Origin of the sequence: Devosia yakushimensis (assembly GCF_030159855.1) — a bacterium.
GTDB classification, from domain to species: Bacteria; Pseudomonadota; Alphaproteobacteria; order Rhizobiales; family Devosiaceae; genus Devosia; species Devosia yakushimensis.
Genome location: NZ_BSNG01000002.1, coordinates 100,745 through 124,698, shown reverse-complemented (window position 1 = coordinate 124,698; position 23,954 = coordinate 100,745). Strand labels below are relative to the sequence as shown.

Annotated in this window: 23 protein-coding genes and 1 pseudogene; 10 read left to right on the top strand and 14 right to left on the bottom strand. The window is 63.9% G+C overall.

The genetic code is table 11. The annotated features are described in order from the left end of the window. Positions 1-29: 29 nt before the first annotated feature. Genes QQL79_RS17800 through QQL79_RS17790 form a run of 3 tightly spaced genes read right to left on the bottom strand, consistent with a single transcriptional unit; the run spans position 30 to position 3,174 of the window. Positions 30-1,097 (bottom strand): four-carbon acid sugar kinase family protein, encoded by a 1,068-nt coding sequence (locus QQL79_RS17800; RefSeq protein WP_284393132.1) that lies wholly within the window; start codon positions 1,095-1,097, stop codon positions 30-32. Beyond that, a complete protein-coding gene (locus QQL79_RS17795; RefSeq protein ID WP_284393130.1) occupies positions 1,094-2,149 on the bottom strand; it encodes an ABC transporter ATP-binding protein in 1,056 nt (351 codons plus the stop codon). The genes QQL79_RS17800 and QQL79_RS17795 overlap by 4 nt, the downstream gene beginning before the upstream one ends. Continuing rightward, complete coding sequence (locus QQL79_RS17790) at positions 2,146-3,174, bottom strand: ABC transporter ATP-binding protein (protein WP_284393395.1); 1,029 nt, start codon at positions 3,172-3,174, stop codon at positions 2,146-2,148. The genes QQL79_RS17795 and QQL79_RS17790 overlap by 4 nt, the downstream gene beginning before the upstream one ends. Before the next feature lie 259 nt (positions 3,175-3,433). On the opposite strand from QQL79_RS17790, the gene pdxA reads away from it, so the two are divergent. From pdxA to QQL79_RS17775, 3 genes are read left to right on the top strand one after another with little or no spacing between them, the layout of a single operon-like run. Further along, complete coding sequence (gene pdxA / locus QQL79_RS17785; protein WP_284393128.1) at positions 3,434-4,426, top strand: 4-hydroxythreonine-4-phosphate dehydrogenase PdxA; 993 nt, start codon at positions 3,434-3,436, stop codon at positions 4,424-4,426. A gap of 25 nt (positions 4,427-4,451) precedes the next feature. Next, on the top strand, positions 4,452-5,351 hold the full coding sequence (locus tag QQL79_RS17780; RefSeq protein ID WP_284393127.1) for a dihydrodipicolinate synthase family protein: 900 nt from the start codon (positions 4,452-4,454) through the stop codon (positions 5,349-5,351). Positions 5,352-5,355: 4 nt separating this feature from the next. Then, positions 5,356-6,318: a hydroxyacid dehydrogenase gene (locus tag QQL79_RS17775; protein ID WP_284393125.1), complete on the top strand. Its 963-nt coding sequence runs from the start codon at positions 5,356-5,358 to the stop codon at positions 6,316-6,318. Here the strand turns inward: QQL79_RS17775 and QQL79_RS17770 are convergent. The 6 genes from QQL79_RS17770 to QQL79_RS17745 all read right to left on the bottom strand — a co-directional run bounded on the left by QQL79_RS17770 (position 6,305) and on the right by QQL79_RS17745 (position 11,069). Beyond that, a complete protein-coding gene (locus QQL79_RS17770; protein WP_284393123.1) occupies positions 6,305-7,036 on the bottom strand; it encodes a 2-keto-4-pentenoate hydratase in 732 nt (243 codons plus the stop codon). The genes QQL79_RS17775 and QQL79_RS17770 overlap by 14 nt on opposite strands. Before the next feature lie 24 nt (positions 7,037-7,060). Continuing rightward, positions 7,061-8,107 carry an Ldh family oxidoreductase gene (locus QQL79_RS17765; protein ID WP_284393121.1) on the bottom strand — a complete coding sequence of 349 codons (1,047 nt, stop codon included), beginning with the start codon at positions 8,105-8,107 and terminating at the stop codon, positions 7,061-7,063. A gap of 145 nt (positions 8,108-8,252) precedes the next feature. Next, on the bottom strand, positions 8,253-8,615 hold the full coding sequence (locus QQL79_RS17760; protein ID WP_284393120.1) for a DUF1304 domain-containing protein: 363 nt from the start codon (positions 8,613-8,615) through the stop codon (positions 8,253-8,255). Beyond that, on the bottom strand, positions 8,612-9,121 hold the full coding sequence (locus QQL79_RS17755) for a hypothetical protein (protein WP_284393118.1): 510 nt from the start codon (positions 9,119-9,121) through the stop codon (positions 8,612-8,614). Before QQL79_RS17755 ends, QQL79_RS17760 begins: the two co-directional genes overlap by 4 nt. A 119-nt stretch (positions 9,122-9,240) precedes the next feature. Continuing rightward, a complete protein-coding gene (locus QQL79_RS17750) occupies positions 9,241-10,125 on the bottom strand; it encodes a carbohydrate kinase family protein (RefSeq protein WP_284393117.1) in 885 nt (294 codons plus the stop codon). After that, entirely contained in the window at positions 10,122-11,069 is a 948-nt protein-coding gene (locus QQL79_RS17745) for a pseudouridine-5'-phosphate glycosidase (protein WP_284393115.1), read from the bottom strand. The genes QQL79_RS17750 and QQL79_RS17745 overlap by 4 nt, the downstream gene beginning before the upstream one ends. 467 nt (positions 11,070-11,536) lie before the next feature. Here QQL79_RS17745 and QQL79_RS17740 point away from each other — a divergent pair, with 467 nt between their 5' ends. The 5 genes from QQL79_RS17740 (at position 11,537) to purU (ending at position 16,825) form a co-directional block, all read left to right on the top strand. Further along, positions 11,537-12,628 carry a polyamine ABC transporter substrate-binding protein gene (locus tag QQL79_RS17740; protein ID WP_284393113.1) on the top strand — a complete coding sequence of 364 codons (1,092 nt, stop codon included), beginning with the start codon at positions 11,537-11,539 and terminating at the stop codon, positions 12,626-12,628. A 66-nt stretch (positions 12,629-12,694) separates the two neighbouring features. Continuing rightward, positions 12,695-13,843 (top strand): ABC transporter ATP-binding protein, encoded by a 1,149-nt coding sequence (locus tag QQL79_RS17735; protein WP_284393111.1) that lies wholly within the window; start codon positions 12,695-12,697, stop codon positions 13,841-13,843. Between the two features lie 175 nt (positions 13,844-14,018). Then, on the top strand, positions 14,019-14,843 hold the full coding sequence (locus QQL79_RS17730; RefSeq protein ID WP_284393393.1) for an ABC transporter permease subunit: 825 nt from the start codon (positions 14,019-14,021) through the stop codon (positions 14,841-14,843). A 1-nt stretch (position 14,844) separates the two neighbouring features. After that, entirely contained in the window at positions 14,845-15,654 is an 810-nt protein-coding gene (locus QQL79_RS17725) for an ABC transporter permease subunit (RefSeq protein ID WP_284393108.1), read from the top strand. Positions 15,655-15,970: 316 nt separating this feature from the next. Then, positions 15,971-16,825 carry a formyltetrahydrofolate deformylase gene (gene purU, locus QQL79_RS17720; RefSeq protein ID WP_284393106.1) on the top strand — a complete coding sequence of 285 codons (855 nt, stop codon included), beginning with the start codon at positions 15,971-15,973 and terminating at the stop codon, positions 16,823-16,825. Between the two features lie 170 nt (positions 16,826-16,995). On the opposite strand, the gene QQL79_RS17715 is transcribed toward purU, so the two are convergent. Beyond that, positions 16,996-17,424: an RrF2 family transcriptional regulator gene (locus tag QQL79_RS17715; protein WP_284393104.1), complete on the bottom strand. Its 429-nt coding sequence runs from the start codon at positions 17,422-17,424 to the stop codon at positions 16,996-16,998. A 786-nt stretch (positions 17,425-18,210) separates the two neighbouring features. Beyond that, positions 18,211-19,995, bottom strand: a pseudogene (locus tag QQL79_RS17710) (cation:proton antiporter domain-containing protein); the annotation flags it as partial. Between the two features lie 196 nt (positions 19,996-20,191). Between QQL79_RS17710 and QQL79_RS17705 the strand changes: the two are divergent. After that, the gene (locus QQL79_RS17705; protein WP_284393102.1) at positions 20,192-20,524 is read left to right on the top strand and encodes a Cif family virulence factor; all 333 of its coding nucleotides are present in this window, start codon (positions 20,192-20,194) and stop codon (positions 20,522-20,524) included. 4 nt (positions 20,525-20,528) lie between these two features. On the opposite strand, the gene QQL79_RS17700 is transcribed toward QQL79_RS17705, so the two are convergent. Genes QQL79_RS17700 through QQL79_RS17690 form a run of 3 tightly spaced genes read right to left on the bottom strand, consistent with a single transcriptional unit; the run spans position 20,529 to position 23,354 of the window. Then, a complete protein-coding gene (locus tag QQL79_RS17700) occupies positions 20,529-21,617 on the bottom strand; it encodes an ATP-dependent DNA helicase (protein WP_284393100.1) in 1,089 nt (362 codons plus the stop codon). Further along, positions 21,617-22,300 (bottom strand): fumarylacetoacetate hydrolase family protein, encoded by a 684-nt coding sequence (locus QQL79_RS17695; protein ID WP_370461261.1) that lies wholly within the window; start codon positions 22,298-22,300, stop codon positions 21,617-21,619. The genes QQL79_RS17700 and QQL79_RS17695 overlap by 1 nt, the downstream gene beginning before the upstream one ends. Further along, the gene (locus QQL79_RS17690; protein ID WP_284393099.1) at positions 22,293-23,354 is read right to left on the bottom strand and encodes an aldo/keto reductase; all 1,062 of its coding nucleotides are present in this window, start codon (positions 23,352-23,354) and stop codon (positions 22,293-22,295) included. The genes QQL79_RS17695 and QQL79_RS17690 overlap by 8 nt, the downstream gene beginning before the upstream one ends. 156 nt (positions 23,355-23,510) lie before the next feature. Here QQL79_RS17690 and QQL79_RS17685 point away from each other — a divergent pair, with 156 nt between their 5' ends. Beyond that, the gene (locus QQL79_RS17685; RefSeq protein ID WP_284393098.1) at positions 23,511-23,885 is read left to right on the top strand and encodes a YciI family protein; all 375 of its coding nucleotides are present in this window, start codon (positions 23,511-23,513) and stop codon (positions 23,883-23,885) included. Positions 23,886-23,954: the final 69 nt, after the last annotated feature.

Genomic DNA, 23,954 nt, shown 5'->3' with positions numbered 1-23,954 from the left:
TACGCCATTCGCCGGGATGATTCTTGACTTTAGTCTAATTCGGCCGGCACGCCCGTCAGCAAGGAAATCGTATCCCTGGGCCCAAAGCCCCCAGATTTGGTGAGAATCTGCACCGTTTTGCCTCCGATCTGCGCCCAGCCAAAGGGCACGCCGGGCAAAGCCTCGCCCCCCAGCAGGATCGTTCCGGCACCCAATTGCCGCAGCAAGGCATAGGCCGTCTCCCCGCCGCTGATCAGCATGGCCGCCGGCGGCGTGGACTGCACCATATCCGCCAACCCCGCCGCAAAGCGCGCCGCCACCACGTCGCCAGCCTCGGCCGTTTCGCCTCTTTCGGCCGTCACCAGCGTCACCGGCGCCGTTAACGCCAGCTGCGGAACATGCCCATTGGGCGCCCGCACGCGAACGGGCGCCGCAACAGCCATGACATGATCGACCTGCGCCCGCGTGATCGGATCACGCGAGCCGATGGCGATCAGCAATTTGTGCGGCAGAGGCCGCGTGACATCCGGCGCCAGACGCTGCGGAAACCGCACCGCCAGCGCCTGGGCCAATCCTCGCGCCCCCGCCGCAACGACATGCCCCGCCTCGTCCCAAAGCCGGCCAGCCACAATCGCCATGGCCTCGGCATTTTCGGTATCGGGCACGCTGACCGGCAGACCGCCACAAAGCGGCGCCACGGCAATCGGCCCTTCCACGCCCATGCCGCAAACGGCGCCATTGCGTACAAGACGGCCCAGATCGGGAATGGCCGGCGCCAGCACGGCATGCCCACGGCCCGAGGCCGCCAACACCGCCCCCAATTCCACCGCGACATGCCCCTTGAGCCGGGAATCGAGTTTCTTGAACACCAATTTCGGCGCGAGAGCCGCCAGGACCTCCATGGCTGCTCCCGCCCGGCGCCCCGCCTCCCCGGCCGCAATCTCACGCGACGCGGTATTGATGCAGATCACCTCGGCATCCCGCAGCGCCGGATCGTCCCGCTCCAGCCCGTCAGGCGCGATCACCACCATGGTTCTCAGCCCTTGCGCGGCAAACGGCGCACAGGCATCCAGCGCCCCCGTCAGATCGTCAGCAATCATGCCGACCTTTAGGCTCATGGGCCCTCCGCCAGCGGCTCTGGCCCGCCCGGCGCCCGATGGCAGGCTACCCATTGTGTAGGCAGCGCTTCGCGCCATTCCGGCACCTCCCGCGAACACCGCTCCACCGCCACCGGACAGCGTGTATGAAACCGGCAGCCGCTCGGTGGATTGGCCGGGCTGGGCACATCGCCCATCAACACCTGCCGCTTGCGGCTGCGCTCGCCCACCGGATCAGGCTCGGGCACCGCCGAGAGCAGCGCGCGCGTATAGGGATGCAGCGGATTGGCAAACAGCTTGTCCTTGGGCGCCAGCTCCGCCGGACGGCCCAGATACATCACCACCACCCGGTCCGAAATATGCCGCACCACGGCCAGGTCATGGGCGATGAACAGATAGGTCAGCCCATAGCGTTCCTGCAGGTCCTGGAACAGATTGATGATCTGCGCCTGCACCGATACGTCCAGCGCCGAAATCGCCTCGTCACACACCAAAAATTCTGGCTTACAGGCCAAAGCCCGCGCAATCACCACGCGCTGCCGCTGGCCGCCCGACAATTGGTGCGGATAGCTGCCGGCAAAGCGCTCAGGCAGGCCCACATCGGCCAGCAATTGAGCGATCTGGTCCTTAACCTGCGCCTTGGTGGCGATCTTGTGGAACAGCAGCGGTTCGGCCAGCGCCTCGCCCACCGTCATGCGCGGATTGAGCGTCGAATAGGGGTCCTGAAACACCACCTGCAATTTCCGCCGGAACGGCCGCAATTGCTCGTCATTCAGCCTGGCAATATCGGTGCCTTCATAGATCACCTTACCCGCCGTCGGCGCATGCAGATGCAGCAGCGTGAACCCGGCCGTGGATTTGCCACAGCCCGATTCCCCCACCACGCTCAGCGTTTCCCCCCGCATCACATCGAGGCTGAAATCATCGAGCGCATAAACCGTCTGCGCCGTCTGCCCAAAGGCCCCGACACGGGTGCTGTAATGCTTGGACAGGCCCTCGACATGCAGCAGCACGTCATCATGGGCGGGCCCTGGCGCGGCCTTGCGCGGCGCTTCGAGATCAAGCGTGGTCATGCCGCAATCTCCTTCTCACCACCCACCGTGACCCAGCAGGCCGCGCGATGCGCACTTACCCCGCCTGATACCGTCTCCAGCGGCGGCATCTCGCTCTCGCACCGGCTCACCTTGAGCCCGCAACGCGGCGCAAAGGGACACCCCGCCGGGCGGCGGCGCGGATCAGGCGGCGTACCGGCAATCGAGGGCAGCCGCCGGCTTTCCTCGCCATCGAGCCGCGGCAACGAGGCCAGAAGCCCCCGAGTATAGGGATGGGTCGGATTGGCATAAAGCGCGTCGACCGGCGCTTCTTCCACGATCTTGCCCGAATAGAGCACCATCACCCGGTCCACCAATCCCGACACCAGCGCCAGGTCATGGGTGATCCAGATGATCGACATGCCCAGCCGCGCCCGCAAATCCTTCACCAGATCGACAATCTGCGCCTGAATGGTCACATCCAGCGCCGTGGTCGGCTCATCGGCAATCACCAGCGGCGGCTCGCAGGCGAGCCCAATGGCGATCATCACGCGCTGCCGCATCCCGCCCGAGAGCTCATGGGGATAATTGACCAGCCGCGTTTCCCCGCCGGGAATACCCACCAGCCGCAGCAATTCACCGGCCCGCTTCCAGGCATCGGCCTTGGAAAGCCGCAAATGCTCCATCAGCGGCTCGGCAATCTGGTCGCCCACCCGCATTACCGGGTTGAGCGAGGTCATAGGGTCCTGAAACACCACGCTGATCCGCCCGCCGCGCACCTTGCGCATCCTGGAGCCGGACAGCTTGAACAGGTCATCGCCCTCGAATGTCGCACTGCCCTGCGCCACCTTGCCGCCCGGCGGCAACAGACCCAGCAGGCTCATCGCGGTGATGGATTTCCCACACCCCGATTCCCCCACCACGCCCAGGGCCTCGCCCTTGTTCACGTGGAAGGACACGCCATCAACAATGGTCGCCACCCCGCCGCGCGCCGGCACCGTGACCTTGAGGTCCTTCACATCGAGCAGGGTATGACTGGCTACAACCGGCTTTACATCCGCATGCATATTCAAGCTGCCTCTCCCTGCCGCCGACTTTACGCCAAAAACGTGCTGGGACCATACGGCAATTTGTCTACATGTCAATCGAACTGAAGGGTGACGTCGCACAAGTGATGCATGAAATCGGACGCATACACAATAAAATCAATAACTTAAATAGAACGCCGACATGAACCACCCCACCCACAGCAATGACAAACTTGTAATTAGACGTTGACATTGCCCGGAGCCCGGTTCAAGCATCCGGCGCAGCAAGGAGGGCAGCATGGCGCCACGTAACCCGTCGGACAAACCCGTTGCGATCACCATGGGCGATCCCGCCGGTGTCGGTCCCGAAGTCATCATGGCCGCGCTCTCCGCCCTGTCACCCGACGAACGCCAGGGGATTGTCGTGGTCGGCTCCCGCGCCGTGCTCGAACGCGCCGGCAAAGTGGTCGGCAGCACGCTAACCCTGGGCCTGCGCGGCCAGGCAGGCAATCATGGTGTCGTGGTCGAAGAGGTCGACGTGCCCGGCCTCAAGGCCGAGTTCGGCCAGCTCGATCCCAGCTGCGGCGAGGCGGCCTTCCGCTATATCGAGCGCGCCGTGCGCCTCACTGAAGCCGGCGAAACCGCCGGCCTCGTCACCGCCCCGATCAACAAGGAAGCCCTCAACAAGGCCGGCCACAAATATGATGGCCATACCGGCATGCTGGCCTCGCTGACCGGCTCGCGCGCCTCCTTCATGCTGCTGGCTTCCCCCCGCCTCAAGGCCATTCACGTTTCCACCCACGTCTCGCTGCGCGACGCCATTGGCCGCGCCACCACCGAGCGCGTCCTCGCCACCATCGAGGCCGGCAATGACCACCTCAAGCGTATCGGCTACGCCAAGCCCCGCATTGCCGTGGCCGGCATCAATCCCCATTGCGGCGAAAACGGCCTGTTCGGCAGCGAAGACGTCGAGTTCATCGCCCCTGCGGTCGAACTGGCCCGCGCCAAGGGCATTGAGGTCTTCGGCCCCATCTCGGCCGACACCGTCTATCACCGCGCCTATAATGGCGCCTTCGATCTGGTCGTCGCCCAATATCACGATCAGGGCCATATCCCGATGAAGCTCGTGGCTTTCGACACCACGGTCAATGTCTCGCTCGGCCTGCCCATCGATCGCACCTCGGTCGATCACGGCACCGCTTTCGATATCGCCGGCACCGGCAAGGCCAATCACGAGAATATGCTCGAGGCCATCGCCTATGGCCGCAAGCTCGCCGCCTCACGGCACTAATCCCTCGCATTTCGGAGAAACCAAAATGGCTGGCGCAATCAAGGGCGTCTATTGTGCTGCGGCAACGCCCGTGGACGAGAACCTCAATCCCGATCTCAGCAAACTCGCTGACCACGCCAAGCGGCTGATTGCCGATGGCTGCCATGGCGTGGCCATGCTGGGCTCGACCGGGGAAGCCAATTCCTTCTCGCTGACCGAGCGCAAGACCATGCTCGAAGCCGTGGTCAATGCCAGTGTCCCCGGCGAAAAGCTGCTGCCCGGCACCGGCGTGCCCTCTTTCCCCGAAACCATCGAACTGACCAAACACGCCCTCGCCACTGGCGTGCGCACCGTCGTCATGCTGCCCCCCTTCTATTACAAGGGTGTCACCGATCAGGGTCTGATCGACTCCTATTCGCGCATCATTGACGGCATTGGCGATGATCGCCTGCAGGTCATTCTCTACCACATTCCGCCCATCGCCCAGGTCGCCATCCCGGCCGCTGTGATCGCCGCCCTGCTCGAAAAATTCCCCGGCACGTTTGTCGGCGTCAAGGATTCAAGCGGCGATCTCGATCACATGAAAATGCTGGTCCAGACCTTCCCCGGCCTGTCGATCCTGGCCGGTGCCGATCCCTTCATGCTGCCCCTTCTCAAGGAAGGCGGCGCCGGTTGCATCACCGCCACGTCTAATCTGGTCGGCGCCCAGTTGCGCACCGTGTTCGACAATTTCGACAAGCCGGAATATGCCGAGGCCGTCGAAGCCGCCCAAGCCAAGATCGTTTCGCTGCGCAACCTCTCCAATTCCTATGTGCAGATCCCCACCATCAAGACCATGGTGGCCCATCGCACCAAGGACGAAGGCTGGTGCCGCGTGCGTCCGCCTTTCGTGGCCCTCGACGCCGCCCAGCGCCAGGCCGTCTTCGCCCAGCTCGACGCGGCCTGATCCCATGCCCTTCGTGATCGCGACCCTCGGCACCCAGATTGCGCCTGAAGGGGTCGCGATCCTCGAAGCGTCAGGCGCCACCTTAATCGCCACCCCCGCCTATCCCAGCCGCACCGACCTGCTGGCGCTGCTGGCCCAGCACAATCCCGACGCTGTTATCATCCGCCTGATCGAGCATCTCGATGGCGAACTGATGGACGCTGCGCCCAACCTCAAACTCATCGCCAAACATGGCGTGGGCACCAATGATATCGACATCGCCGCCGCGACTGCGCGGAACATCCCGGTCATCATGGCCACCGGCGCCAATGCCCATTCCGTGGCCGAACATGCCCTCGGCCTCATCCTGGCGCTGACCAAGGATTTCGCCGCCCAGGACCGTCATATCCGCGCCGGTCGCTGGGACAAAAAGCTCTATGCCGGCCGCGAACTGCGCGGCCAAAAACTGGGCCTGGTCGGCTTTGGCCTGATCGGGCAAATCCTGGCCCGCATGGCCCAGCCGCTCGGCCTCCTCGTCTCCGCCTACGACCCCTATGCCCCCGACAGCGCCTTCGACAACGTGACCCGCATCACCGATCTCGACAGCCTGCTCGCGACCAGCGATATCGTGAGCCTCCACACCCCGCTCACCCCAGCAACCCGTGGCTTGATCGACACCAACCGCATCGCGCTCATGCAGCCCCACGCCCTCTTCATCAACACCGCCCGCGGCGAAGTCGTCGACGAACCGGCCCTGATCGCCGCTCTGCAGGCCAAGAAAATCGCTGGGGCAGGCCTCGACAGCTTTGCCGAAGAACCACCGCAGCGCAGCCCGCTCTGGAACTTGGACAACGTCATTCTCACCCCGCATGTGGCGGGCGTGACCGAAGACGCCAAGCGCGCCGTCTCGACCCTCACCGCACAGAATGTCTTGCATTTCCTGCGCGGTGAAGCGGTCGAGCCGCGCTACTTCGTCAAACCAAGTTAAACGACACGCTGCCGAGGCCGGGCGCCTCGGCCGATACCTTGGATGGCGACACATCGGCGGGCCCAATCCGCGCGCCCGTGATCACCACAGTCCCCGCCGTCAGCGGCAGACCGCGCGCCGCCGCATGATTGGCCAGCCAAGCCAGCGAGGCCAACACATTCTCCGTGCTGGCATTGCCCGGCGTGGTCTTGATCTCGACCCCGTCATAGGCCAGCGCCATGGCCTGCTGCCCAAATTCGGGCAAGTCCGCCGCTGAAACCGCCGGCCCCACAATCACCGCACCACTGCTCTGCAAATCGGCAATCCCCGCCAATTGCGGCACCGCCTTGCGGTCCTTGTAGCGCGTCGCCAGCACTTCAATGGCAATATGAATGCTCGCCAAAGCCGGTTTGATATCGTCCGGCGCATAGCCACCCGGCTTGCCCGGCAGGTCCTGACCAATCGTCACCGCCACCTCGACCTCAATGGCAATCCCCGGCAAATCAGCCGCCTTGAGCGTCGCCCCATCCTGATAGACACCCGCCTTCAAGATCGGCGAAGCAAAGAGCGGCCCCTCCGCCGGCATCGGCGTCACTTTCCACGCCCCCACCGGCCCCAGCGCCGCGACAGTTTCATTCTGAATGGCATAAGCCGCCTCGGCCGTGGTCGGCACCAGCGCCGGATCCAGCGGGTCGGCGGGCTTGCCCGTACGGCGGCTATCAAGAAGCAGAGCAGTCAAGTTGGAAGACATCAAAAATCCAGTCTAAAGAGCTTGAGGCAAAACAACACCGAACTTGTCGGCCCAGGGCCGCAATTTGTCGATGATTCCCTGATGCAGCACGACCCCTTCGGCCAGCGCCTTGCGCTTGCGCGCCGCCGCCTGATCACCCGGCACGCGCACCCGTTCCACCCCCGGCCGGGGCGGATTGGTGCGACAGGCTTCAACCAGCCAATCGGTCTGGCGCACGAAATCGGCCTGCCCGCCAAAGGCGGTCGGATCGATCACTTGCAAAAACACCGAGGCATTGATCCCCGTCAACCCATCGGCCCGGCCAATCCCCGCCAGCCCCTGCGTCAGCGCCTCGACCAGCAGCGCCATGCCATAGCCCTTTTGCCCGTGGTCGAGCCCGCCGGTCGGCAGCAGCGTGCCGCCGCGATTGATCGCATTGGGGTCGGTCGTGGGCGTGCCATCGGCCTCCATCAGCCAGGCATGGGGAAATTGCTTGCCTTCGGCCTGCAGGCGGCTGGTCATATTATTGGTGGTGATCGACGCGCTGATATCGATCAGGATCGGATCGCCACTGGTGGGTATCCCCGCCGCTAGCGGATCGGGTGTATAGACCCCCTTGGTCCCACCAAACGGCGCCACGCTGGCGCCCGACGGGCTCGACGAGCCCAGCAGCACCATGAACCCCTTCTCGGTCGCCCGCGGCAGATAGGCCGCCAGCGCCCCGATATGATGGCTATTACCGATCGCCACCGTCACCGTGCCATAGGTGGGCGCCCGCTCGATGGCCAGATCCAGCGCCTTGGCCGTGAGCCAGATGCCCGGCAGCCGCATCCCATCCCAGGCGACACAGGCTCCTCGGTCGGAAATGACCTTGGGCTCCCCCGCCTTGGTCATCACCCCCTGCTCGATCGTGTCCAGATACCACGGCGCCAGCGACAGGCCATGGGTCGTATGTCCCATCAAATCCGCTTCCACCAGCAATTCGGCCACCACCGCCGCCTTGTCCGGCTCCAGCCCCGCCTTTGCAAAAATTTCTCCCGCCGCGCCAATCAAGGCACGGGCATCATATCCCGCCAGCATCTGACAACTCCCTGACAACTTTACAAGAAAGTCTGCCCGAGCGCAGCAGGACGCGCAAGGCATCTAAAGCCAAAAGCGTCAGGAAACGAAGTTAGAGCGCCCCCTCAAGGGGGAGCGGGCGCAAGAACCCGAACACCACGCGTTCCTAGAGAAAGATCACCGCCAAGATCGCCAGCACCGCCGGCACGGTCTGCACCAGCAAAATCTTGGGCCCCACGCTCGCCGCGCCATAGAGCCCCGCCACCGCCACACAGGCGAGGAAAAACAGCTGGATCTGCCAGCCAAAGCCCGGCTCGGGCTGCAACAGCCCCCAGATCAGCCCCGCGGCCAGGAACCCATTATAAAGCCCCTGATTGGCCGCGAGCACCTTGGTCTGCTCCGCAAACTCTTCGGTGGTGCCAAAGGCCTTGCGGCCCTGCGCGCTGGTCCACAAAAACATTTCCAACACGAGAATGTAGATGTGGATCAGCGCCACCAGCACGACGAGAATGGGCGCGATAAAGCTCATTTGGTCTTGGACTTGCCCGCCGGAGCGGCTTCATCCGGCATGCCCTTGCCGCCGGCATCCCAATAGTCCTGCAGCGCCCGCCACTCGATATAGGCGGCTTCCTGATCCGGCAGGGGGTCGCGCGAACCACCCTGATCGACCAGAAATTCGAGCACCGGCTCGACCTGGGGCCCTTCCACTTCGCAAGTGCCCGCCTCATCGAGCGCAGCAAAGGCCGGACCATAATATTCGTCATCGAACTTGGCGCTATCGAGCCCAAGAATGCCCTTGCCCACGATATCGGCGGAATCGGTCAGCAACGACCATTCCGCCTCACTCACCTCAAAGCCGGCGCAATTGGACGACACCACATTGGCCAGCACCAATTGATGCAGGAACTCCTCCGCTTCCTGGCCGGAGAAATCCGACAGGTCGGGCAGCTGCACATAAACCTTGCCATCGGCCAGCGCCGGGGTGGCGGCCAGCAGCATGCCGGCAAGGCTGGTGCCGATCAGAAACCGCTTCATGAAAAATTCGCTCCTCAACTCATCCCTCGAGCCGCTGGTCCCATCATGGTCTGCGGCGCACTACGGCACTGTTTTGCCATGGCGATTGCGACCCAAACAAGGCGGCAGCGTAACTTGTTTTACCCCGGTTGCCCGCCGATCGATTGCACGGCGCGGGCCCCCGCAGCAATGGCCTTGCCCATCGCGCCGGCCTTGTCCTCGCCCGCCAGCAATGCCGCAACGAACCCGGCGGCAAAGGCATCTCCCGCGCCAGTCGAATCCACCACGTCCACCGCCGGCGCCGGCAGGGTCAGCTCGATCCCGTTCCGCCCGCCCAATGCCGCCCCATGCCGCCCCCGCTTGAGGACAACCTGGCCATAATGAGCCCCCAGCGCCATGACGCAGGCCTCGGCGTCGGCGGCGCCGCACAGCGCCCGGGCCTCGTCCTCATTGGCAAAAAGCCAATCGGCCCCCGCCGTCCAGTCGATGAATTGATCGGCGCCCACCTCGGCCAGAAACCCCTCGGAGGCCGGATCGATCGCCACCGCAATGCCCCGCCTCTTGGCTTCCGCCACCAGCGCCCGCACCGCCTCGCGCGGCGCATCGGCAAAAAAGCTATAGCCGGAGATCATGACCATCCCCACCCCGTCGAGCAGCGCGCCTGGCAGGTCGGCGCCCGTGAGGTTGAGATTGGCGCCGCGATCGGTCAAAAAGCTGCGCTCGCCATCCGGATCGACCATGGTCACCAGCACGCCCGAAGGCAAAACCGCATCCCCGGTCAGCGCCGGCTTGACGCCCCGCTGGCGGAAATAGTCCTCGTAGCGGTCCTTGTCCTCGGCCCCCACTCGGGCGGCGAACACCACATCGGCGCCCATGGCGCCCAGCCACACCGCCTGGTTGGCCCCGGACCCGCCGGGCCGTTGCCGCACCTGCGCCCGCCGATCCGATCCCCTGACGATCGGCCCTTCGGGCATCACGATGATATCGGTCATCACATCCCCGACGACGAGGACCTTTGCGCTCATGCGCGGCGCACGCCCGGCTGCGGCACGTCGCGCGCCGCCAGCGCCACCGCGATCTGCGCCGCCACCTTGGCATTGTTCTCCACCAGCGCGATGTTGGCCACCAGCGACTTGCCCTCGGTCAGCTCGAAAATGCGCTTGAGCAGGAAGGGCGTCAGCTCCTTCCGGCTCACGCCCTCGGCCTCGGCTGCCCGGATCGCCTCGGCAATCCGCGCCTCGATGGCGGCCGCATCCAGCTCATCGGCTTCGGGGATCGGATTGGCGATCAACACGCCCCCCATGCCCAGATCCGCCTGCATGCCCACCACCCGGGCAATATCGCCCACATTGTCGAAGCGGTGGTCCACCTTCTGCCCGCTCTTGCGCGCCCAGAAGGCGGGGAAATCGTCCGTGCCATAGCCGATCACCGGCACGCCATTGGTCTCGAGCACTTCGAGCGTCTTGGCGATATCGAGGATCGACTTGGCCCCCGCGCACACCACCGCCACCGGCGTACGGCTCAATTCCTCAAGGTCCGCCGAAATGTCGAACGTATCCTCGGCGCCGCGATGCACTCCGCCAATACCGCCCGTGGCAAACACATGGATGCCCGCCAACGCGGCGATCTGCATGGTCGTCGCGACGGTCGTGCCGGCAATCGCCCCCTTGACCAGCAGCGACGACACATCGCGCCGGCTGGCCTTGGCCGCCTTGCCGCCCTCGAGCGCCAACCGCTCCAGGTCTTCGCCCGAAACGCCCACGCAGAACCGCCCGTCCATGATGGCAATGGTCGCCGGCACGGCCCCATGCGCGCGGATCACCGCCTCCACATTCTTGGCCATGTCCAGGTTCTGCGGATAGGGCATGCCATGGGTGATGATGGTCGATTCCAGTGCCACCACGGCCTTGCCCGCCTTGAGCGCAGCTTTGACCTCGGACCCGATGGAAAGATAAGCCTTGGCGCTCATGAGCGGCCTCCACAATGTCTTGATTTGCGCCACGTGGGGGCGCCTGCTGGCCCGGGTTGTGCGCTGCCGGACACCGGGGCGTCAACCCCCGGCAAAACAACGCGGAAAGCGGGCCCAAAACCGCTTGTCGGCCCCCGCTTTTGGCTCTAGGTTGCCCCTCATAAATCCAGCGGGAAAGGGCACTTCGCTGCAGACTCTCATTGTTGATTGCGCGCCTGGCGCCGATCGATACGCGCCCGGCTCCGGGCACAGCAGAGCGAAGTCCATCAGCGCTTCCGGGCGCTCTTTCCGCGTACGGCCCGTTCCATGTTCCGTTTGCGTGCCGGGGTCTCCCAGATGAGCCGGCTCAGGTGATCCGCCGCGCGGCCCTTTTGGTCGCCGGCCAGCGCCATCCGGCGTGACAAGCAGATTGCCGTGCCAAGGCCCGGCAAAATCAAAACAGACCAAAATACAGGAGCTCAACGCAGATGAACAAGTCGCTCGCACTTGCCTTGGGAGCACTCATGGTCGCTTCCCCGGCCATGGCCCAGGAAGAAGCCGTTCTCAACGTCTACAACTGGTCCGACTATATCGCCGAAGACACCATTGCCAATTTCGAAGCCGAAACCGGCATCAAGGTGAATTACGACGTCTACGACAATAACGAGATCGTCGATGCCAAGCTGCTGGCCGGCAATTCGGGCTATGACATCGTCGTCCCCTCGGGCAACTTCCTCGAGCGCCAGATCAAGGCCGGCCTGATCCTTGAGCTTGACAAGTCCAAGCTCCCCAATCTGGGCAATCTCGACCCGGCCGTGATGGCGACCGCCGCCAGCCAGGATCCGGACAATGCCCATGCCGTGCCCTATATGATCAATACGATCGGCCTGGGCTATAACAACGCCAAGGTCACCGCCGCGCTCGGCGCCGATGCGGACCTTGAAAGCTGGGACCTGCTGTTCAAGCCTGAAGTGGTCGAAAAGCTCGCCTCCTGCGGCGTCGCCGTGCTCGACAGCCCTTCCGAAGTCGTGGGCATTGCTCTGCACTATCTCGGGCTCGATCCCAATTCGGAGAGCGAGGAAGACCTGGCCAAGGCCGAAGCGCTGCTCAACAGCGTCAAGCCCTATATCCGCTACTTCCACTCGTCCCAGTATATCGATGACCTGGGCAACGGCGAAATCTGCCTGGCTTTGGGCTATTCCGGCGACATCTTCATCGCTGCCGACGCCGCCGCTCAGGCCGACCAGGGCAACGAGATCACCTATCTGATCCCCAAGGAAGGCGCCGCGACCCTGTTTGACTTCCTGGCCATCCCGATCGACGCTCCCCATCCGGACAACGCCCACAAATTCATCAACTACATCCTCGAGCCCCAGGTTGTGGCCGCGATCACCAATTACGTGTTCTACGCCAATCCCAACCTGCCCGCGCTCGAATTCGTGGACGAGGACGTCAAGTCCAACCCGGGCATCTATCCGCCCGCCGAGACCATCGCCAAGGCATTCGTGATGAAGGCGCATAACCCCGAATTCGAAGAGATCTTGACCCGCACCTGGACCCGCATCAAAACCGGCCAGTAACACCAGATTCAAGGGGCGGCGCGACGACAGACATCGCCGCCCCTTCAGCTTTTCAAGAGTCCGCTTATGGCAAAGAAGCCCCAGCTCGCCATCGACACCCGCCCCTGGCGCGATCCGGCGGCAAAACCCTTTGTGCGCATCAAGAACGTCACCAAGAAATTCGGTGACGTCTTTGCCGTCAGCGATGTGTCGCTCGATATCTACAAATCCGAACTGTTCTGCCTTCTGGGCGGCTCTGGCTCGGGCAAATCGACCCTGCTGCGCATGCTGGCCGGCTTCGAAACGCCCACCAGCGGCACGATCGAGATCGACGGGCAGGACATGACCCATGCCGCCCCCTATAATCGCCCCGTCAACATGATGTTCCAGTCCTATGCGCTCTTCCCGCATATGAATGTCGAACAGAATATCGCCTATGGCCTCAAGCGCGACCACCTGCCCAAAGGCGAGATATCGGACCGCGTGGCCGAGCTGCTGAGCCTGGTCAAGCTCCAGGATTACGGCAAGCGCAAGCCGCACCAGCTTTCCGGCGGTCAGCGCCAGCGCGTCGCCCTGGCCCGGGCCCTGGCCAAGCGCCCCAAGCTGCTGCTGCTCGATGAACCGCTCGGCGCGCTCGACAAGAAGCTGCGCGAGGAAACCCAGTTCGAACTGGTCAAGATTCAGGAATCGCTGGGCGTCACCTTCATCGTGGTGACCCACGACCAGGAAGAGGCCATGACCCTGGCCACCCGGATCGGGGTGATGAACCAGGGCGAGATCGCCATGATCGGCGAGCCCACCGATATCTACGAGTTCCCCAATTCGCGCTTCGTTGCCGGCTTTATCGGATCGGTCAACATGGCCGAGGGCGTCGTCATCGAAGACGAGCCCGATCACGTCCGCATCCGCTCGGCCGAATTGGGCTGCGATATCTTTGTCGGCCACGGCGTCGATTGCGCCCCCGACCAGATTCTGTGGTGGGCCATCCGCCCGGAGAAAATGCATCTCAGCCGCGACAAGCCCGAAACGCCCTTCGAGGCCAATGTCACCCGCGGCATGGTCGAGGATATCGGCTATCTGGGCGATATGAGCGTCTACCAGCTCGTGCTCGACAGCGGCAAACGCATCCGCGTCAGCCAGACCAATAGCGTGCGCGGCAATCCCGACGCCATCACCTGGGACGAGCAGGTCTATGTCACCTGGGGCGACAGCTCCGGCTCGGTGCTGACGGTATGAGCCCCGCCGCCCTCACCCGCGTTCGCGAATTTGTGGGAGCCGCCCCATGACCACCAGCCACGAACCCACCATTCCCCCGCCGCGCCGCCTCCGCCCCTGGAACGCTGTCGAGCGCGGCCTGGCCAAGGTCGGCATTTCGGGGCGCTTTCTGGTGCTGGTCGCCCCGGTCGTCTGGATGCTGGTCTTCTTCCTCATTCCGCTCTTCGTGGTCTTCGGCATTTCGCTCGCCACCAAGCAGTTCGGCCGCCCGCCCTATTCGGCTCTCCTCTCCACCGAGGAAGGCACGGTGCAGCTCACCCTGCACCTTTCCAACTATATCCGCCTCTTCAGCGACAATCTCTATGTCGCGGCCTATCTCTCCTCGATCCGCATCGCCTTCATCGCGACGGTGATCACCCTTCTGGTCGGCTATCCCATGGCCTATGCCATCGCCCGTGCCCCCGACCAATGGCGCAATATCCTGCTCATGCTGGTGGTGCTGCCCTTCTTCACTTCGCTCCTGCTGCGCGTCTATGCACTGATCGGCTTCATGCGCGGCAATGGCGTCATCAACCAGTTCCTGGGCCTGTTCGGTATCGAACCGCTGGTGATGATGCAGACCGATTTCGCCGTCTATGTCGGCATCGTCTACACCTACCTGCCCTTCATGATCCTGCCGCTCTATACCACGCTGGTAAAACTCGATTCCTCGCTGCTGGAAGCCTCGGCCGATCTGGGCGCCCGCCCGGTCCGCACCTTCCTCTCGATCACCCTGCCCCTCTCGCTGCCGGGCATCATCGCCGGCTCCATGCTGGTCTTTATTCCCGCCATCGGCGAATTCGTCATTCCCTCGCTGCTCGGTGGCCCTGATACCTTGATGATCGGCCGTGTCCTCTGGGACGAGTTCTTCACCGCCGCCAATTGGCCCCGCGCCGCCGCCGTGGCCATCGCCATGCTGGTGGTCGTCGTGGTCCCCATCATGCTCTTGCAACGCGCCCAGAGCGCTGTGGTGGAGAAGTAACATGCGTCGTGGCTGGTTCCTCCCCATCGCCGCAGCGCTCGGCTTTTCCTTCCTCTATGCGCCCATCATCTCGCTGGTCATCTTCTCGTTCAACGAGAGCCGGCTGGTCACCGTCTGGTCGGGTTTCTCCACCAAATGGTATGGCGAGCTCTTCAACGATCCCCAGATGCTGGGCGCCGCCTGGCTGAGCCTGCAGATCGCCGCGCTCAGCGCCACCATCGCCCTGGTGCTGGGAACACTCGCCGCCGTCGCCCTGGTGCGCTTCCGGCGCTTCAAGGGCCGCACGCTGTTTTCCGGCATGGTCTCGGCCCCCCTGGTCATGCCCGACGTGATCACCGGCCTGTCCCTGCTGCTGCTGTTCGTCGCCATGGAAAGCCTGTTGGGCTGGCCACGCGGCCGCGGTACGCTGACCATCGTCATCGCCCATTCCACCTTCTGCATGGCCTATGTCTGCGTCGTGGTGCAGTCGCGCCTCTCCGATTTCGACCGGAGCCTGGAAGAAGCGGCCATGGATCTGGGCGCCTCGCCGCTGCGCACCTTTTTCGACATCACCCTGCCCATTATCGCTCCGGCGCTGGTCTCGGGGTGGCTCCTGGGCTTTACCCTCTCGCTCGACGATCTGGTCATTGCCAGCTTCGTCTCGGGCCCGGGCTCGTCCACCCTGCCCATGGTGATCTTCTCCAAGGTCCGGCTGGGCGTTTCCCCCGACGTCAATGCGCTCGCCACCATCATCATCGGCATCGTGGCGCTGGGCGTTCTGGCGGCCACCATCATCCAATTGCGCTCGCGCCCGAAAAAGGCGCGCGCCTGACACACCAATCCCTGGGCCGGACCGCAAGGCTGGACAGATCGGAAAAATCTGTCATTCTGGTGTCATGTTCAACCAACGTGAAGGAGGTGATCCAGTGTCAATTGAGATTAAGGTTCTCGAAGCAGGTCTTGGATTTTCAGTGCTGGCCATGGAGGCAGCCCTCCGCTAGCACGCTCCTTCAAGGCACTTGAGGCCTATAAACTCAGGAAGGGCCGTCCCGTCGTGGGCGGCCCTTTTTATTGCCCGCTGCCCATTGCCAGCTTGACGGGGCCGCTCAAGCCATTGATACCGCAGGCGAGAAAAATTCGAGGCTAGCATGACCACGGCCAATTTCGTCCTGACCCTTTCCTGCGCCGACCGCCCCGGCATCGTCGCCGCCGTGACCACGGAACTGGCCGCACTCAACGCCAATATCGCCGAATCCAATCAGTTCTGGGATCGCGAAACCGACCGCTTCTTCATGCGTCTGGCCTTCACCGCCCCCCAAGGCATCGGCCGCGACACCATCGAGCGCGCCCTCAAGCCGGCCATCGAACGCTTCTCCATGAAGACCGCCCTGGCCGACGAAGCGCGCAAGAAGCGCATCGTCATCATGGTCAGTAAGTTCGACCATACCCTGCGCCACCTGCTCTATCAGATCCAGGTCGGCTGGCTCGATGCCGAAGTCGCCGCCATCATCTCCAACCACGATGCGACGCAAAAGCTCGCCGAGGCGGAAAACATCCCCTTCCACCTGCTGCCCGTCACCGCCGCCACCAAGGCGGCCCAGGAAGAGCAGGTGCTGGCCATCGTCAAGCAATCGGGCGCCGACCTCGTTGTGCTGGCCCGCTACATGCAGGTGCTGTCGGATAATCTCTCCACCCGCCTCTTCGGCCAGGTGATCAATATCCACCACTCCTTCCTGCCCAGCTTCAAGGGCGCCAAGCCCTATCACCAGGCCCATGAGCGCGGCGTCAAGATCATCGGCGCCACCGCCCATTACGTCACCCCCGATCTCGACGAAGGCCCGATCATCGAGCAGGAAACCGCCCGCGTCACCCACGCCATGAGCCCGGACGACCTGGTCGCCGCCGGCCGCGACATCGAAAGCCGCGTCCTCGCCCGCGCCGTCAAGCTGCACCTGGAAAACCGGGTCATGCTCAATGGCAAGAAGACCGTGGTGTTCGGGTAGGAAGGCGGCGACGTTGTCGTAGACCACCATCACCCAACAACCACCGCGTCTCCCTCGGGCTCGACCCGAGGGCCACCCGCCGCTTCTGCCGAGTTGAGAAAGACCCTCGGGTCAAGCCCGAGGGAGGCGACGGTGGGTGGGGCGGTGGGGAGAATAGGGCAATTGGCCCTCTAAACCGGCAAATCTTCCAGCCGCAATGAATCCGCCAGCGTCGTCTGATCCAGCACGGCCCGCGTCGCCAGCGTCACCCGCTCGAACACATGGCGGATTTCGCACGACGCCTCGTCCCGGCAATCCTCGCATTTGCGATAGGCGATCTTGGAGAGGCAGGGGAGCGGGGCGATCGGCCCGTCGATCAGCCGCAGCACTTCGCCGAACTTGATCTCCTCGGGCGCCTTGAGCAGTTCATAGCCCCCGGTCCGCCCACGGCGGCTCGCGACATAGCCGGCCCGCTTGAGCTCCAGCAAAATCTGCTCGAGAAACTTCTTGGGGATCGCCTGGGCCTTGGAGATTTCCCCGATCATCATGGTTTCGCCCCGCCCGGCCCGGGCCAGCGACACCAATGCCCGCAGGGCATATTTGGCCTTCTGCGAAATCATCGCCCGCACCGCTCCCCGCACGCCGCCATGGCTCCCTGCCGTTCCAGACCTCTGTGCACCATCAAAGCCAAGGCCCGCCTATCCTTTGGGCTCAGGGGTCACGGGAGGCACGGCACCCGGCTTTTCCGCCTCCCCTTCTTCGCCATCAGCCCCATCTGCATCGGCCATCGGCTCTGGCACGCTTTCGCCTTCCGCTTCGACAGCATTGGCAGGCTCTTGGCTGCTCGGAATCTCGCCTTCGGGCTCGGCAGACGGCGCCGCCTCAACCGAGCCCGAAGGCGTCACATTCTCTCCGGCAGCTTCGCCGCCTTCACCATCCGCCTCGTCCGCCGCTGCCTCGGTCCGCGGCACAACCACCGGCGTGACATCGATCACCACCGGCGGCGCGATCTCGTCAATGGCAGCGGGCGCCTCGCCGACTGCCGGTGTCGCCACATTCATGTCAGGCTCGGGAACACTATCCTCCGGTTCCTCGGCAAGCTCTTCCTCAATAGCGGCTTCCTCAATAGCCGGTGACGGCGGCGGCAGGATGATGACGTCGGCCACCGGCACCGTCTCTTCCGCTTCCGCAGCCTCAGGCGTTTCCGGCTCTGCCGGCACGTCCACCAATGGCGCTTCGATCACCGCGACCGGCGCCGGCTCAGTCACGACGATCGCTGCGGCCGGCGTCGCCACCGCCTTGGCCAAGAGGTTCTCGACCGGCGGCAATTTAGGCTCGGGCTCGGGCGCACCCGGCTCGATAATGTCCGCCACCCCATCTTCGGACCGCTCGCCGCGCAGCCAGGCCAGCATGCCGATACCGATTTCACGCTCGCCGCGAATGACGATATCGGCGCCCAGCCCGCGCAGATGCACATCCTCTTCCTCGGAATAGGCCCGCGTGATGATGCGGATGCCCGGATTGAGCTTGCGGCCGGATTCGCAGACCGTGCCGGCCTCAAACCCATTGGAAATGGCAATCAGCAGCGTCTTGGCGGCTTCCAGATTGGCCAGCCGCAGCACGGCGGCGCTAGCCGCATTGCCGAACACCACCTCAAGCCCCGCGGCCCGGGCCGCGGCAACGTCATGGTCGGAATCCTCGATCACCACCACGGGCGATCCGGCGGCCTTGAGCCCATCGGCCACCACCCGGCCAACCTGGCCATAGCCCACCAGCACCGTGTGGTCGATCTGGTTGGACGCATCGGGAATATCGTCATCGGCGCCGGGCGCACCGCGATCCACCGCCGCCTCCCCCGGAGCGTCACTGGTGATCGGCCCTTCGGCGGCATCGACCCGCTCGACCGGCTCGATGCGCACGCCATCGCGCTCCATCTGCTCGGCCTTGCGCTGTGCCACGCGCGCCTCGAGGCGCGGCCGCACCATGTCCACGCCCCAGAACACCAGCGGGTTGAGCACGATGGAAATCAGCGCGCCCGCCAGAATGAGGTCCTGCCCCTCAGGCGGCAGGATGGCCAGGGCCACCCCCATGCTGGCCAGGATAAAGGAGAATTCGCCGATCTGCGCCAGCGAGGCCGAAATGGTCAGCGCCGTGGCCATGGGCCGGCGGAACAGCAGCACGATGCCGAAGGCGGCCAGCGACTTGCCGATGATGATGATGAACACCGTCGCCAGCACTGGCAGCGGATCGGTGAGGATGATCGAGGGGTCGAACAGCATGCCGACCGACACGAAGAACAGCACCGAGAACGCATCGCGCAGCGGCAGGGTTTCCTGCGCCGCCCGATGGCTGAGCTCGCTTTCCGACAGGATCATGCCGGCAAAGAACGCGCCCAGCGCCAGCGACACCCCGAACAGCACGGCCGAACCCAGTGCCACGCCCAGCGCAATGGCGAGCACCGCCAGGCGGAACAATTCGCGGCTCCCGGTATGGGCGGTGGCATGCAGCGCCCAGGGGATCAGCCTGCGGCCCACGATCAGCATGAAGCCGACAAAGGCGGCCACCTTGATGACGGTCAGCCCCAGCACGCCCCAGATGCCGACCGAACCGCCGACAATGCGTTCAACGAAGGAGACGAAAGGATCATGCACCCCGCTATCGGCGCCGTTGAGGCTGGCAATGGCCGGGATCAGCACCAGCGCCAGCACCATGGCGAGGTCTTCCACGATCAGCCAGCCGACAGCGATCCGCCCGCGCTCGGTCTCGATCAGCCGCCGGTCCTGCAGCGCCTTGAGCAGCACTACGGTCGAGGCCACCGAAAGGGCCAACCCGAACAACAGGCCCGCGCCCAGGTCCCAGCCCAGCAGCATCGCCAGCCCAAGCCCCAAAAGCGTCGCCAGCGCGATCTGCGCCAGCGCCCCGGGAATGGCCAGCGCCCGTACGCTCATCAGATCCTTGAGCGAAAAATGCAGCCCCACCCCGAACATGAGGAGGATCACGCCCAATTCGGCCAATTCGGCTCCAAGCGCCTGATCGGCAACGAAGCCGGGCGTATTGGGGCCCACCAGAATACCGGCAAACAGATATCCCACCAGCGGCGGCAGCCGGAAGCGGTTGGCAATCATGCCGAAGATGAATGCAAGTACGAGACCCGCAACGATCGTGGTGATCAAGGGGGTATCGTGATGCATTCAGCGCCTCCGCAAGTATTGTGACCTGTTGTGAAATCTCTAGCGCGAAGATGGGGTATCATTGCGGCATACGCAAGCGCGCCGCGAGGCAAAATTCGTCAGCAATTGGGCGAACTTGGCCGCAAGACTTCACACCGGCCGCTGCACTGGGCTAAGTTTGGCTTTGTTATGGCGCTGCCGCGCCTTGTGAGGGACCATGCCGGATACCCCTTTGCCTGCCGCTCTCGAGACTTTCCGCAGCGCCGTCAATGCCGGCGATACCGCCGCCTTCATCGCTCTCTTCCCCGCCGATGGCGTGGTGGAAGATTGGGGCCGCCGCTTTGGCGGACACGAGGCCATTCTGGGCTGGAGCGCCAAGGAGCTGATCGGCGCCAAGGGCGTCCTGAACTATGGCGAAGTCATCGCGCAAGGCGCGGACCGCATCTCGCTCGATACCCATTGGGCCAGTTCCTTCTTCACCGGCGACAGCGTCTTTACCTTCATCCTCGAAGGCGAGCTGATCCGCGAACTCAAGATCAGCGCCGGCTGATCGCTCACGATACCACCGTGATCTTTTCGGCGGCCCTCGTAATACCGGTATAGAGCCAGCGCGCCCGCTCCTCGCGGAACACGAAGCTCTCGTCGAACAGATAGACATTGTCCCATTGGCTGCCCTGCGCCTTGTGGACGGTCAGGCAATAGCCAAAGGTGAATTCGTCATATTGCCGCCGCTCGGGCCAGCTCATGGCATCTTCCTCGCCCGAGAAAAACGCCTTGTGCGTCAAAACCTTGGCCTCGCCCTTGCCCTCATCGGCCCCCAGCAGCAGCGAATATTTGCCATTGGCCTTGCGGCTGACATCGGTGACGATCCAGATCTGCCCATTGAGCAGGCGCTTGCGCGCATTGTTGCGCAGGCACACCATGCGGTCACCCACCACCGGCTCGTGAAACGGCAGGCCGCGCAGCTCGCGCAACCGGTCGTTATATTGCAGGCGCGTCTTGTTGCGCCCCACCAGCACCTGGTCGGCCTCCAGCACCGCGTCGCGATCCACCTCGTCGCGCCCCACCACCAGGCTCTCCCCATAGCGACCGCGCTCGATATGGCCGCCTTCGCGCACCTGCATGGACAGCGCGATGATCGGATTATCCGCCGCCTGGCGATGAATTTCGGTCAGCATGACATCGGGCTCGTCCGCAGTGAAAAAGCCCGCGCCCTGCACCGGCGGCAATTGGAACGGATCGCCCAGCACCAGCACCTTGACCCCAAACGACAGGAGGTCCCGCCCCAATTGCTCGTCCACCATCGAGACTTCATCGATGACGATGAGATCGGCATCGGCCGCCGGGGATTCATCGTCGAGCACGAAACGCGGCTCGCCTTCCTTTTCGCTGACCAAAGTATAGATCAGGCTATGGATGGTCTGGGCGCCCTTGCAGCCGCGCTTGCGCATGACCAAGGCGGCCTTGCCGGTAAAGGCGGCATATTTGACACTCTTGACGTCCTGCGCCAGATGCACGGCCAGCGTCGACTTGCCCGTTCCGGCCCAGCCGAACAGGCGGAACACCTGCGGGCCGTCGCGGTCCTTGAGCCAATTGGACACGGCGACCAGCGCCGCATCCTGCTGGGGCGACCAGACCGGCATCAGGCGATCGTGGTCCGCACGCTACCCACGCCCTCGATCGCCCCTTCGAGCACATCACCCCTGGCCACGGCCCCCACGCCTGCCGGCGTGCCGGTCATGATGAGATCGCCCGGTTTCAGCGTCACGAACCCGCTGAGATAGGCAATGGCCTCGCTGACGCTCCAGATCTGCTCGGAAAGATCACCCTTCTGGCGCACCACTCCATTGACCGACAGCGTGATCGCGCCCTTGGCGGGGTGACCGATCTCGCTGGCCGGCTCGATCGTGCCGATAGGCGCGGAATGATCAAACGCCTTGGCCATTTCCCACGGCCGCCCGGCCTTTTTGGCCACGGCCTGCAGGTCCCGCCGGGTCATATCGAGCCCGGCCGCATAGCCATAGACATGGGTCAGCGCCTGATCGACCGGAATATCTGCCCCTTCCTTGCCGATGGCCACGACCAGCTCGATCTCGTGGTGGAAATCCTCGGTCTGCGGCGGATAGGGTATGCTGGCGCCTCCCACAACGACCGCATCGGCCGGCTTGGCGAAAAAGAACGGCGGGTCGCGCACGTCATTGCCCATTTCGCGGATATGCTCGGCATAATTGCGGCCCACGCAATAGATGCGCCGCACCGCGAACAGCCCGCCCCGCGCAATGGGAACACTTACCGGCGCATAGGGCTCGAACAGGAAATCAGCCACGTTTGAAATCTTCCACATAGGTTGAGAGCAGGTCTTGGTCCGCCGGACCGAGCCGGTCATTGGCGGTAAAAGTCTGGTGCCAATAGGGGTAGAGCAGCGGCGGCCTGCTGACCGCATCGAGCTTTGCCCGTTCCTCGGCGCTGAGCTTGAGTTCAGCCGCCGCCAGATTGTCGCGGAACTGGGCTTCGCTACGCCCCCCGATAATGGCCGAGGTCACCCCTGGCCGCCCCAGCGCCCAGGCCAGCGCCACCTGCGCGCCCGACACGTCCCGTTCCCGGGCAATGGCGACGATGACATCGACAATGTCATAAAGCTTGTCCCAGTCATCGACCGGCGGCTCGCGGAAACCGCCGACATGGCGGCCGGCATCGGGCCCGCCGTCGCGGCGATACTTGCCCGACAGCAGGCCGCCGGCCAGCGGCGACCAGATCAGAATGCCCAGGCCCTGGTCCTGGCTGATCGGCACCAGCTCATATTCGGCCTCGCGGGAATGCAATGTGTAGTGGATCTGCTGGGAGATGAACCGCTGGCCATGATTCTTGTCGGCCGCCGCCAGCGCCTTCATGATGTGCCAGCCCGAATAATTCGAGCAGCCGATATAGCGCACCTTGCCTTGCCGCACGAGCGTATCGAGCGCTTCCATCGTCTCCTCGATAGGCGTCATCCCGTCCCATTCGTGCACCTGGTAGAGATCGATGACATCGGTCTTGAGCCGTTTCAAGCTCGCTTCGGCCTGGGCGACGATGTGATGGCGGCTCAACCCCACCTCATTGGGCCCATCGCCCATCCTGAAGCGCACCTTGGTCGCGATCAAAGCCTTTTGCCGCCGGCCATGCTCGCTCAGCGCCACCCCGATCATCTCTTCGGAGACCCCGGCATTATAGACATTGGCGGTGTCGAGCAGGTTGATGCCGTGATCGAGGCACAGATCGATTTGCCGTGTCGCGTCGGCCTGGGCCGTATGGCCCACCTTTTCCGAACCGCCAAAGGTCATCGTGCCCATGGTCAGCACCGAAACCTTGAGGCCCGAGCGGCCGAGATAGCGATAATCCATATGCGTTTCCCTCCGACACGTCAGCGCGCTGCGCGGACAGTTAGGGCTAGAGCGCAATCAGAGTCGGGTCAATGCGCCCCCGGCATCAAAAAGGACTGGAGCCTTTGCCGGTTTTGCGCATAGTCGCACACCGAGCCGCCGAGGAGGAACCGGGCCATGCTGTATGCCGTGCTGTGTTACAATGACGAAAACGCCGTCGCCACCTGGAGCAAGGAGGAGGACGATGCCTGCATGGTTCGCCTGGCCCAGGTCGAGGATGCCATGAAGACCAAGGGCAAGCTCGGTCCGGTCGCCCGGCTCAAGCCCACGAGCGCCGCCACCACATTGCGCAAGACCTCGGGCGAACCGCTCGTCATCGATGGTCCTTTTGCCGAAACCAAGGAACAGTTTCTCGGCTTCTTCGTTGCCGATTGCGACACGCTCGATGAGGCGATCGACTTCGCCAAGGACCTGGCCCGGGCCAATCCCGGCATGGGCGCCTATGAAATCCGCCCCTTGGCGATCTTCAAGCCCAGCCAGATCGGGGCCTGACGGAATATTTTGGGCCCGCTGTCTGACTGGCCGCCTTCGGCTCGTCGTGCTTGCATGACTAGTTTTTTG

Bases quoted from the DNA above. Each gene is read 5' to 3' on its own strand.
- QQL79_RS17705 (WP_284393102.1), top strand. From the start codon at position 20,192: ATGCCGGATACCCCTTTGCCTGCCGCTCTCGAGACTTTCCGCAGCGCC.
- QQL79_RS17775 (WP_284393125.1), top strand. From the start codon at position 5,356: ATGCCCTTCGTGATCGCGACCCTCGGCACCCAGATTGCGCCTGAAGGG.
- QQL79_RS17690 (WP_284393099.1), bottom strand. From the start codon at position 23,354: ATGGATTATCGCTATCTCGGCCGCTCGGGCCTCAAGGTTTCGGTGCTG.
- QQL79_RS17760 (WP_284393120.1), bottom strand. From the start codon at position 8,615: ATGAGCTTTATCGCGCCCATTCTCGTCGTGCTGGTGGCGCTGATCCAC.
- QQL79_RS17700 (WP_284393100.1), bottom strand. From the start codon at position 21,617: ATGCCGGTCTGGTCGCCCCAGCAGGATGCGGCGCTGGTCGCCGTGTCC.
- QQL79_RS17740 (WP_284393113.1), top strand. From the start codon at position 11,537: ATGAACAAGTCGCTCGCACTTGCCTTGGGAGCACTCATGGTCGCTTCC.
- QQL79_RS17790 (WP_284393395.1), bottom strand. From the start codon at position 3,174: ATGCATGCGGATGTAAAGCCGGTTGTAGCCAGTCATACCCTGCTCGAT.
- QQL79_RS17800 (WP_284393132.1), bottom strand. From the start codon at position 1,097: ATGAGCCTAAAGGTCGGCATGATTGCTGACGATCTGACGGGGGCGCTG.
- pdxA (WP_284393128.1), top strand. From the start codon at position 3,434: ATGGCGCCACGTAACCCGTCGGACAAACCCGTTGCGATCACCATGGGC.
- QQL79_RS17765 (WP_284393121.1), bottom strand. From the start codon at position 8,107: ATGCTGGCGGGATATGATGCCCGTGCCTTGATTGGCGCGGCGGGAGAA.
- QQL79_RS17730 (WP_284393393.1), top strand. From the start codon at position 14,019: ATGCTGGTCTTCTTCCTCATTCCGCTCTTCGTGGTCTTCGGCATTTCG.
- QQL79_RS17745 (WP_284393115.1), bottom strand. From the start codon at position 11,069: ATGAGCGCCAAGGCTTATCTTTCCATCGGGTCCGAGGTCAAAGCTGCG.
- QQL79_RS17780 (WP_284393127.1), top strand. From the start codon at position 4,452: ATGGCTGGCGCAATCAAGGGCGTCTATTGTGCTGCGGCAACGCCCGTG.
- QQL79_RS17715 (WP_284393104.1), bottom strand. From the start codon at position 17,424: ATGATTTCGCAGAAGGCCAAATATGCCCTGCGGGCATTGGTGTCGCTG.
- QQL79_RS17750 (WP_284393117.1), bottom strand. From the start codon at position 10,125: ATGAGCGCAAAGGTCCTCGTCGTCGGGGATGTGATGACCGATATCATC.
- QQL79_RS17735 (WP_284393111.1), top strand. From the start codon at position 12,695: ATGGCAAAGAAGCCCCAGCTCGCCATCGACACCCGCCCCTGGCGCGAT.
- QQL79_RS17685 (WP_284393098.1), top strand. From the start codon at position 23,511: ATGCTGTATGCCGTGCTGTGTTACAATGACGAAAACGCCGTCGCCACC.
- QQL79_RS17755 (WP_284393118.1), bottom strand. From the start codon at position 9,121: ATGAAGCGGTTTCTGATCGGCACCAGCCTTGCCGGCATGCTGCTGGCC.
- QQL79_RS17725 (WP_284393108.1), top strand. From the start codon at position 14,845: ATGCGTCGTGGCTGGTTCCTCCCCATCGCCGCAGCGCTCGGCTTTTCC.
- QQL79_RS17795 (WP_284393130.1), bottom strand. From the start codon at position 2,149: ATGACCACGCTTGATCTCGAAGCGCCGCGCAAGGCCGCGCCAGGGCCC.
- purU (WP_284393106.1), top strand. From the start codon at position 15,971: ATGACCACGGCCAATTTCGTCCTGACCCTTTCCTGCGCCGACCGCCCC.